Origin of the sequence: Methanobrevibacter sp., from assembly GCF_045539575.1 — an archaeon.
Lineage (GTDB): Archaea > Methanobacteriota > Methanobacteria > Methanobacteriales > Methanobacteriaceae > Methanocatella.
The window spans coordinates 1-10,251 of record NZ_JAZQFM010000068.1; the positions used below are offsets into that span (position 1 = coordinate 1).

Sequence of the window (10,251 nt, forward strand, 5' to 3'; positions counted from 1 at the left end):
AGCTCCGATAATCTTCTTCTTGTCCGGATCTGCACCGTTTTCGTGAAGTGCCTTGAAGCTCTGACCGGTAATGTGGCCCTGCACTTCAGCGCCTGCCAAAATCAAAAATCTGATGTTCGGATTTGAGATGATGTTCGCAACTACCTTTTCAATACCCAAGTTTTCTGTTTTGCATGGTCCTGCAATAGCTGCTCCGGAAAGTTCAGCTTCGATGTGGGAAGCAAGGGTTGTTACTGCAACCGGACTTTCAGGGTCCCCTACGATGTAATCTCCGCTGATTACAGGCCAGCCGTCTGCAGGAGCTTTTTTATCAGCCATGATATAATCCTCCTAATTTTGATATTTTAAAGTATATCTTAAAAATATTTAAATATTTTGTAACTTTATTCGGGTAAGTGGGAGGCTGCTTGACTTTTTTCAGCCTCAAGAATTTCATCAATTGTAAATACTTCAAATCGTAAAATCTCCTCGGCTGACATTCCGGACTCCAAAAGAGAAAGGATAAACCTTTTTCTGCCTATCTTGACACCTTCTTCATAACTTTTATCAAAACATTCCCCATAACCTATCTCAAAACCTATCTCAAAACCTTTCTTAAAACCTTTCTTAAAACCTTTCTGAAATCTTCTCTCACCATATTCCTCGATTAAAGACATGTTATCACAAATTTTTATTTTTAATTTCTAAAATTTCATCAAGAGGCATTTTAATCCTTTCAGAAATCTCTTCACATGACATACCTGACTCTAAAAGAGAAATAATTACATTTTCACTGCCTTGCTCAATACCTTCCTCCCTACCTTGCTCAATACCTTGTGCAATTCCTTTCTGTTCTTTCCTTTCCCCATATTCATGTATCAAACTCATCTTATCACCTAACAAATCGCAAAATATATTTCTTAACTCCTCATCATCCATTGCTTATGATTGTAGCAGTGCATATATGATTTTCAAGAACATATTGCGAATTAACTGTTTTTTGGGGTTGCTGTGGGCGTGAAATTTGGTGTGGCAGGTGGTGTGGTTGTTTGAATTTTTGGTTAGAAATATAGCTCGGAAGGCTTTCCGATATATTCGAAATCGTCCTTGTTTTCCAGGTATTTTACGCCGATGACCTTTTCATCACTGAATACGGTAACGACGCTCATTCCGTCATTGACATCGATGACAATGACTTTCCTTTTATCTCCGCTTGGAGCTTCAATTCTAATAATCTCATCGTTTTCAAGCAATGTTGGCTCTTCGAATTCGTTTCCTACATCTGTTGAGTACCAGTGCTGAGGCAATTTGACTCTGATTCCTAAATCATCTAAAATATCTTTAACGTGCATTTTAAAAACTCCTCTTCATCTAGATTAAATTCTCTTTCAAACATTATTTAAAGATTTTGTCACTTTACACGGGTGTTAATGGTTATACCAGGAAGTGAACCCTACTCTTATTAAAAATCTAAAAATAATTTTCATAATTTAAAGCAACATCACGAATTCTATTTTTATTTTCAACTTCATGTTTACTTTTAAAATAGCATTCAGTGAAATAAATAGTTTTATGTTGCCTACTTAATATAAAAATGAACCTAAATCCCGACCTATTCCCCTTAGGAATATCTTTACAACGAAATTTTTTAATTTTAAAGACTGGAAATTTAACATCTCTTCCCAAATGAGGTATTTGAATATATCTATCATGAGTTAAATAATGATTATTCCTTCTCAAATCCAATAACAATACATTTATTAATCTTTCAAAATCTTCTTCTAGTGACGGGCATTTTTTGGCAAGTTTAGAAAATTCTTTATCAAACTTAGGATGTGTTTTAATTTGATAATTACTCATCATATTCCCTCACAGAGTACTCTGGATCACGATAGAAAACATATTCATAATCTAAATCATCATTTTCCTCAGCGACCATCCAAGGCATATCTCCATGAGAATATTCACTAACATCACGTGCAGACATATCACTTAATTTATCAATGACATCATTAATAACACGCAATTCTTTAGTATTTAATAAAGATAAATCTGGAACTACATTAAGATAGTGTTTATGGATGGTTGTACTAAAGTATGGTTCTTTTTTAACTTCAAGAATTCCTTCATTAACCATTTCATCAATTATTTCATCAAAATGATTAGGAAAAGGACCCCGTTCATATTTTATATAAGTTTCATTAGTTATTGAACTTTCATATTTTTCATAATAATCAAAGTCGGAAAAATACAATAATTTGCATAATACAGTTTTTCCAACATTTTTTTTATTTTCACACCTATTAATGATATATGAAAGAACTGTTTTGAATTTTTCTTTATTAAATTCCATTTCATTCAACTCCATTATCATTAAATTGAACTTAAAAGTGATATCTTTAAATTTTAAACTAAACCTATGGTGATAAGAAATATATCTGAACTAACTAATAAAGTTTGTTGAATTAGAACTATCAAATTGTTGTGACATGATAATTACTAGTTTACTATGAATTATACCAGGAAGTGAACCTTGCTTTTGTCAATATCTTCAGGACTGTGAGGAGCCGGAATGTCGTCTGAGTGGCCAAGAGCCATGATTCCTGCAATCCTGTAATGCTCGTCGATCTTTAAAATGTCACGAACAACGCTTTCGGCATATACACCGTCCTTTTTTCTCATGTGAATCTGAACCCAGCAGCTTGCAAGATTCAAGTCTGTTGCGGCAAGATGAAGGTAGGTGAGTGCAATTGATGAATCCTCACACCATGTGTCTGATATCATGGTATCTGCAATGACAACGATTGCCTTGTCGGCACCCCTTAAAAGTTCTGCCCCATGGTCCTTTGCCTCTGCAAGCGCATCAAGAGTTTCCCTTCTCTCGACCACCATGAAATTGATAGGCTTTCTGTTCATGCTTGACGGAGCCAGAAGTCCGGCTTTCAGGATCTTGTCAAGCTCTTCCTTGGTGACCTTCTCATCTGTAAATTTTCTTGTTGACCTTCTTTTGAGTAAAACATCCATGAATTCCATGGTTAAAATTAGTCTTTTGAAGCTTAAAACTTAATCGGTTGAAAGCTAGTAATAGGTGTCAAGCCTGCAGATTTCCTCATAGACCCTTTTTGAGTTGTCCCTGTCGACATGAGTGAAGAAGCAGTCAACCCTTTTTTTGTAGACATCATCCATTACGCAGCCGTTCTCGATTATTTTAAAGATTTCCCTTTTCAGCTCGTCGTGTGTTCTTGCCACAGGTCCGAATCCGTCCTCTTCATACTGGAAATATGCATCATCGACATTGAAGTGGTAGTTGTTGTCGAACTGATAGTAAACGAGAGGCTTTTTCATGTATGCAAAGTCAAATGCTATTGAAGAGTAGTCGGTTACAATCAGGGATGCATTGTTGAATGTCTCTGTGTAGTTTTCCAGCTCCAGGTCAAATTTGACATCCGGATGCCTGGTGAATGCGTCGATGAACTTGTGCAGGTTTCTGTGGGGCTTGAATATTACATCATAGCCGTTTTCACGTGCAAAGTCCATAAGTTCGTCATCGGTTATCAGGTCATTGAACACCCTGTAGAAATTTGTCCTGACAAAATCAGACGCTGAAAGCTGGTCAAGCTGGCGCCTCCATGACGGCATTATTACAATCTGCTTTTTGGCGTCATCCTCAAGCCTGTCAAACCTTGGAAATCCGAGTGTTTTTATTATATCTGAGGAATATCCGTAGTCAGGGTTTTTAAACGATTCCCTTTCCCTGTCGGACACGCATGAAAGCATCGCAAGGGGCTTGTCAAACTCGTTGAGCCATTCCGCCACATTGTCCTTAGTGACCCCATGCTGGAGAAATACAGTCTTTGATCTTGAAAGGCCTGCCAGGTGAGGATAATTTCCCCAGAACGGATAGATTATTGAGTTGTCCGGGTGTGAGGTTATGATGAACTCGCAGAACAGGGCATAGATTCTGTGCCTAAGTGACCTGTATGCAAGGACCCTGCCAATCTTTTTTACATCCTCGAACTGTCTTGAGGATTTGGTAAAACCTAAAATGCGCCTTAATCTTTGCCATCTTGAAGCTGTGAGATAATCGTATTCGCTCTGATGAGCCTTGTCAAGGACAAAGTATGCATCGACCTTCTCATCAATTGAGTTGACATATCTGAAAAGCTCCAGAGCATTGTCTCCTGCTGCATTCGGGAGGTCCATGAAAAGCCAAATATGCCTTTTTCTGTAAAACGGATATAAAAGAAGATACATTATTCTTAGAACCGCCCCTGTTACCCAGCCCTGTGAGCGGCCTTTAAGCATGCTGATTATTGTTCTGATTTCAAGTTTAAAAGCAAACGGAACATGCTTTTCGACAATGAGAATTTCATTGCCGTTGTCGATTGCAAGGTGGGATTTTGAAAGCTTGAATCTGGAAGTCCTGTTCAGCCTTGAAGTCTGTGAATACTCAATTTTCAATGGGGCCTTTTCTGTCTTGAATGAGATTTTTGAGTTGTTTTTGAAGGGTAAAGTTACCCTGAAACAGTGGTTGAAGCCATAATTGAAGCCCAGGGAATAGTTGTCCCTTTGGGGATATCTCACATTTTCTGTTGGAATTTCCTCACCGTCAACCAGTGCAGTTATTTTGGTGTCCTCAGTGAAGTTTGTCAGGATTCCGTCAATTTTGACCTCATGGTCATTTATAAATGTGAAATTGTCAATGAAAAGTGCGTTCAATTTGAAATTGTCAGCGACTTTTGTCTTGTCGTTTAGATAATCCCAGCCATACCTTTTCATCAAAATCACATGAGCTTTCAGCGCTGCCGGAATTGAACTCTGATGCAGTATGACGTCCTCGTCGATTACCTTAAGGATTTCGATTATCTTGTCATATAATGTTTTGATTTCATCCGGACTAAGTAAAGTGTCGATTTTTCTAATCTCGACAATCCACTGAAGGTCATACATTAACACGTGCTGGATGAACTTCGGAATCTCACCAATCTTTTCTCTTGTGTAGTTTATGAGATTGAGGAAATATTCGTCGATTCTTGATGTGAAATATGACTTTGTGGAAGCGGATGAGGTAATCAGCGAATTCTGGGTTCCGTCCTTTCTGTAATTGTACCTTGGCTTTGATAAAAATCCTATTATGGGATTTTCCAAAAGAAGCTGGTTTATCATAAGGGCATCCTCTGAAACCCTCAGATTTTCATTGAAAGAGAATTTCTTGATCTTTTCGTACCTGAAGAAAGCTGACGCTCCTGAAAGCTGAATGTATGACGGTGATGTGATTACATTAACGACCTGATCCTTTTCATATTTGAAATTCAGATTATGAGGACCCCTTTTGACTCCAAAATAGTGAATTGGGATTGAAACCACATTGACTTCCCAATATTTCTCTAAAAATTTGTATGCTGCCTTGAATGCGTCTTTTGACATGACATCGTCACTGTCGCAGAAGTTGACATATTTTGCATCGACATATTCGAGTCCACGGTTTCTGGAATAGGCCGATCCCATATTTTTTTCATTAGTGATTAAGGTGATGTTTTCAGGCCAGAGCTCCCGATATCTTTCAAGAATGTCCAGCGTGGAGTCCGTACTTTTATCGTTTACTAAAATTAGCTGGATGTTTTTGCCGAAACCGAGAGTCTGATGGATTATTGAGTCAATCGCTTCCGATATATAGTCTTCCTTATTGTAAACAGCCATAACAACCGCAATCTTAAACGGCAAAATCACTTCCTCCTTTACCATATATTAGTTGTGCATGCTATTTAAAAGATGTGTGAAAAATAATATTCACACAGTTTAATTCTTATTAGACACAATATAATACTGATTAGATTTCATCGTAGCTTTCAAGCGCCTCATCGATATGGGATACCAGATACCTGTAGGACGGCAGGAAGAAGAATCCGTCATCGTCTCCGACGCTTCCCTTATATAATCCCCAGCAGAACCAGTAAAATGAGCACAGTACTGCCTGAGCTCTTGCGTGGCGATGTTCAAGGTCTGTGAGCTTGCGTCCGTAATATGCCTCAAGTATCATTTCACGGATTTCTTCAGAATAGTCATATCTTGCTATGATGCATGAAATGTCGTTTAAAGGGTCGTTTATTCCGGCATACTCCCAGTCGATTAAAAACAGCTCATTATTTGCTGTTGCAATATAGTTAGGCTCATAGACATCATTGTGGCTTATTACAAGCTCGATTGAGTATTTCTCCCTTTCCATTTCAACCAATGTATTGAGCCTTTCAACCTTTGCTATTATGTCCTTAAATTCATCGAAAAGGTCTCCTTTTGTGGCTGAAGCTATCTTCATGAGCTTTTTGCCTTCACAGACATCATCAAAAATCTTGACCTCATCCGATAGAGGTATGCTGTGGGTCCTGTGGATGTATTCCATTCCCATCCTCAGCTGATCCTCATTTTTTAGAAAATCGCACTCGACGATGTTGCGGACAAAGTATGACAGTTTCCAGCCTGAAGGGTCCATGTATATCACTGACTTGTCAATTCCAACTTCCTTGGCTTTCCTTTGAACGTAAAGTTCAGACTGCCTGTCAATGAGGTTGTCTGCAGTTCCTCCGGGATGCCTGTAGATGTAAGGGATATCCTTGATTGTGAACTTGAATGAGACATTGGTAAGTCCGGCCTGGACAATCTCGATGTCCTTTATTTCATTTGGATGTGCGTCCAGAGTGTTGCAGATGTTGCTTATGATTTTGGAGTCGACATTTAAAAGGAAATCTGAATCGAACTGCCTTAAATCCTCAATGCTTTCAAATTCCAGGAGATTTGAACTGTCTCCTGATTTCATGTTCAGTGTCAGGTCCCTGATATGGTATGCGTAGAACTCCTCCCAGCTCATGTTGGAAATTCCGAAGTCATTGATTTCATTTTCCAGAAGTTCCCTGAAGCGTTCAGAAAAGCTTTCGTTGAAATATGCCGGACCGGTCATCGCCATCTTGTCCGAACCGCCCACATAGCATCCGGTAATGACGTTGCTGTTTGAATAGTCAACTGAAAATTCGCGGAAGTTTCCTTCAAAGTATGCGCAGTACCTGTATGCGATATTGTCGTCGTTGCCGTCAAGGAAGGGATTTTCCAAAAAGTAATGGTCGGCACAGCAGACAAAAGTGTTGTCAAGGTATTCGCTTGCGGAGTAAAGAGATGAGACGTTTCCGTCGGTTCCGAAGGTGTTGTTGACAATCAGGTGCACCTGACTGTATTTCTGCTCAAGATAGAAGAACTTCTCCTTCATGTATCCGACAACAATATACACATCACTGACACCCGCTTCAAGCAGCTGCTCAATCTGCCTTTCTATTAAAACCTCATTTCTGACAATGAATAGTCCCTTAGGCTTTTCATAGGTAAAAGGAGCAAATTGAGTGGATTTGCCTGCAGCGAGAATAATTGCATTCTTATCCAAACTTAACACATCCTAAAGTATACTTAAATATACATTGTTTTTTGAAATATTTATATTACATCAATTGTTAAAAAAAATAGCGGAAAGTTTGCCTGACGGCAAACCTGAAAATTATAATTTTTTGGCAATGATACGGATAACGTAAGGATTGTCATCCTTGTATACTGCCAGATCATTGTCTTCAATCTTGAATAGAATCTCAAAGCCTCTGGATTCAAGTTTTTCAATGATTTTGTCAAGATCCATGTATCTTCTGTAATGGGTGGTGAAGTTTTCGGTTTCACTCAATGCATCGCCCTGCTTAAACATAGGGTCTTTAAGGCTTCTTGCCTCAAGCAAAAAGCATGCATCCTTGTTTAATTTGTCCGCAATCCAGTCAAGGGTCCTGTCCTCCTTGACTTCCTCAATGGAATGGAAAGTGAATCTGGAGTACACATAGTCAAAATCATTGTTTATGACCAGATCGTTTGCGCTTTCAGCAAGGTTTGTGAAATCGTCACAGACAAAATCGATGTTGTCATTCTTGTAGTTTTCATTTAAAAAATCGATTTCATCATCAATTTGGTCAACTGCAACAACTTTTATGTTGTTATTTGAAAAAAATATGCTGTCTCTTCCGTTACCGCAACCGAGCTCAATTAACCTTTTGTTTTCATCCAATTTAGGCAAGATAAACTCAGCAAAAGTGGATGCACCAGTTGGCTTTGAATGTGTTGAGTAATACTCGGTCCAGTATTTCTTGTCATCCATAATATCTCTCCTAATTTTTTGAAACGATTATGAATATTAATATATAAAAAAAGGTAAATAAAAGTGTTGTTTTAAAACAAAAAAAGTAAAAAGATGATAATTTAGTCGTTTGCCAAATTATCGAAGTATCCTTGTATGAATACCACTGGGGTTCCCTTATCTCCGGAACCGCTTGTAAGGTCACAAAGTGAACCGATGAGGTCAGTGAGTACCCTAGGAGTGGTTCCTTCAGTAATCATTTGACCGGTAAGGTCCTTGTCCTTGTTTCTGATTTCTTCCTTGATTGCCTCTTTTAATTCGTCTCCTCTTAAATCTGCAAACTCATTGTCTGAAACGTATTTGAGCTTGATTTCATTAGGAGTTCCGATAAGGCCATCGGTGTGTGCCGGTGAAACGACAGGGTCAGCCAATTCCCAAATCTTTCCAACAGGATCCTTGAATGCACCGTCACCGTAGACCATAACTTCAATCTGTTTTCCAGTGAGGTCAATGAGTCTTTTTTGAACTTCTCTTACCAGCTCATCACCTGTGTTCGGGAAGAGTTTTAATTTTTCTTCAGTAGCCTTGTTTGAACCTAAAAGGCCGTATTTTGGATTGCATCCTGAACCGTCTACAGGTTCTGTTAGGATTTGGTGCAGTCCGTAAACGTTAGCTCCAAGGTCTTTTAAAAGAGCAACGGTTTTGTCCCTTGTGTGAATGTCACAGGTTAAAACGTCTTCAGTATAGTCAAGGATTGTTTTTACATCGTTTGAGAATACGAACTCAACTTCACAGTCTTCGCTTTCAATGAGTTCACGGTAAAAGTCAATCATGTTTATTCCGGTGAATGGGTGAATCCATGAACCGAATGTCTTTTTGTAATCATCTTCTGAAATTACGCTTCCGAGGTGGAATTCGCTTTCAGCTAATAATTCTTCATCCAAGATTCCGTTTCCTACTTCATCTGCAGGAAAAGTGGTTTGAAGAACAATCTTGTCCATTCCTCTTGCAATACCTTTTAAAACAATTGAAAATCTGTTTCTGCTTAAAATAGGGTTCACTACCCCAATGCTTTTTGATGGGAATTTATCCTGTAAGTCTTTTGCAACATCGTCAACAGTTACATAATTTCCTTCTGAAATTCCAACAACAGCTTCAGTGATTGCGACAACGTCCTTGTCTTTAAATTCAAATCCTTCGCTTTCTTTTGCATTCATTAATGAATCTACAACTATAGTGGCTAAATCGTCGTTTTCTTTAATAATTGGTGTTCTTATACCACGTACAACAGTACCAACACATCTCATAATTAATTCTCCCTATAAGAGTAAATGTCGATGGAAACCTATTTCCAACAACCCATTTACTATATATTTTTTACAGTATATAAAAATTTAGATTTACAGAGTTCAAATTAATTTTTTAAATTTGTACAATGTTAAAAATTTAAGTGCAATCGGAGCTATTCGACCTCCGATTTTCTTCTAATCAGGATTCCGGCCAGTATTATCACCAACAGATAGCATACAAGCAGGTTCGGGTAGAGGTACCTGTTGAGCTGAGCAGGTATTGAAACGAACACTATTGCAATATTTAAAAGATTCGGAAGGTAAATCAGCCACAAATCTTTAAGTCGTGTAATCCAGAAAAGCACTGCGAGAATTATCAGCGCCAGATACATGTACAGACCAGGGCTGTCGAAGAGCGTGTCCAGTACGACATTGTCCTTTGCGAAATTGACCCAACTGTTCAGTGCATCATATTGGGGAGTTCCGATATTTACGGAAGTTGCATTGTCAAAGCCTGCAGCGGGAGTCATGTTTCTCTTATCGTAAAAGCCGTCCCTGTGACCTGTGTTGTTTGTATTGTACACACCACCGTTTGCATGCTGCCACTCGACATCCCTTGTAACATGCCATACAATCGGGGCGGCATTTAAGAGATATGTGGCGAAATGCATAGGATTTTTAATGGAATATCCGATTGCCATCCTGATGTATGTGCCCTTGTCCTCTTTCCACACGTCCTTATTCACTATATGGTTCCGTGCAGGATCCTTCCAGAACACGTTGTAATATTTGATTGATTTGTTCTTGTCTACAAACTTGTGAAGC

At 38.6% G+C, this 10,251-nt stretch carries 11 protein-coding genes and 1 pseudogene; all 12 read right to left on the reverse strand.

Translation table 11 applies throughout. From position 1 onward, the window contains the following. Window positions 1-318 (reverse strand): annotated as a pseudogene (locus ACKI30_RS08640) (tetrahydromethanopterin S-methyltransferase subunit A); the annotation flags it as partial. Between the two features lie 65 nt (window positions 319-383). Further along, on the reverse strand, window positions 384-656 hold the full coding sequence (locus ACKI30_RS08645) for a hypothetical protein (RefSeq protein WP_407411642.1): 273 nt from the start codon (window positions 654-656) through the stop codon (window positions 384-386). Between the two features lie 4 nt (window positions 657-660). Beyond that, window positions 661-918: a hypothetical protein gene (locus ACKI30_RS08650; protein ID WP_407411644.1), complete on the reverse strand. Its 258-nt coding sequence runs from the start codon at window positions 916-918 to the stop codon at window positions 661-663. Between the two features lie 122 nt (window positions 919-1,040). Then, window positions 1,041-1,331 carry a hypothetical protein gene (locus ACKI30_RS08655; protein ID WP_292739518.1) on the reverse strand — a complete coding sequence of 97 codons (291 nt, stop codon included), beginning with the start codon at window positions 1,329-1,331 and terminating at the stop codon, window positions 1,041-1,043. A gap of 118 nt (window positions 1,332-1,449) precedes the next feature. Next, on the reverse strand, window positions 1,450-1,839 hold the full coding sequence (locus ACKI30_RS08660) for a hypothetical protein (protein ID WP_407411646.1): 390 nt from the start codon (window positions 1,837-1,839) through the stop codon (window positions 1,450-1,452). Further along, a complete protein-coding gene (locus ACKI30_RS08665; RefSeq protein ID WP_407411647.1) occupies window positions 1,832-2,332 on the reverse strand; it encodes a Panacea domain-containing protein in 501 nt (166 codons plus the stop codon). The genes ACKI30_RS08660 and ACKI30_RS08665 overlap by 8 nt, the downstream gene beginning before the upstream one ends. A 161-nt stretch (window positions 2,333-2,493) precedes the next feature. Beyond that, on the reverse strand, window positions 2,494-3,012 hold the full coding sequence (locus ACKI30_RS08670) for a nitroreductase family protein (RefSeq protein ID WP_407411649.1): 519 nt from the start codon (window positions 3,010-3,012) through the stop codon (window positions 2,494-2,496). Window positions 3,013-3,057: 45 nt separating this feature from the next. Beyond that, the gene (locus tag ACKI30_RS08675; protein ID WP_407411651.1) at window positions 3,058-5,724 is read right to left on the reverse strand and encodes a CDP-glycerol glycerophosphotransferase family protein; all 2,667 of its coding nucleotides are present in this window, start codon (window positions 5,722-5,724) and stop codon (window positions 3,058-3,060) included. A gap of 85 nt (window positions 5,725-5,809) precedes the next feature. Further along, the gene (locus tag ACKI30_RS08680) at window positions 5,810-7,408 is read right to left on the reverse strand and encodes an NTP transferase domain-containing protein (RefSeq protein ID WP_407411653.1); all 1,599 of its coding nucleotides are present in this window, start codon (window positions 7,406-7,408) and stop codon (window positions 5,810-5,812) included. A gap of 111 nt (window positions 7,409-7,519) precedes the next feature. Beyond that, window positions 7,520-8,158 carry a class I SAM-dependent methyltransferase gene (locus ACKI30_RS08685; RefSeq protein WP_407411655.1) on the reverse strand — a complete coding sequence of 213 codons (639 nt, stop codon included), beginning with the start codon at window positions 8,156-8,158 and terminating at the stop codon, window positions 7,520-7,522. 101 nt (window positions 8,159-8,259) lie between these two features. Further along, entirely contained in the window at window positions 8,260-9,444 is a 1,185-nt protein-coding gene (locus tag ACKI30_RS08690) for a coenzyme F420-0:L-glutamate ligase (RefSeq protein WP_407411657.1), read from the reverse strand. A 155-nt stretch (window positions 9,445-9,599) separates the two neighbouring features. Then, window positions 9,600-10,251 (reverse strand): hypothetical protein (locus ACKI30_RS08695; RefSeq protein ID WP_407411659.1); only part of this gene is annotated, 652 nt, incomplete at its 5' end.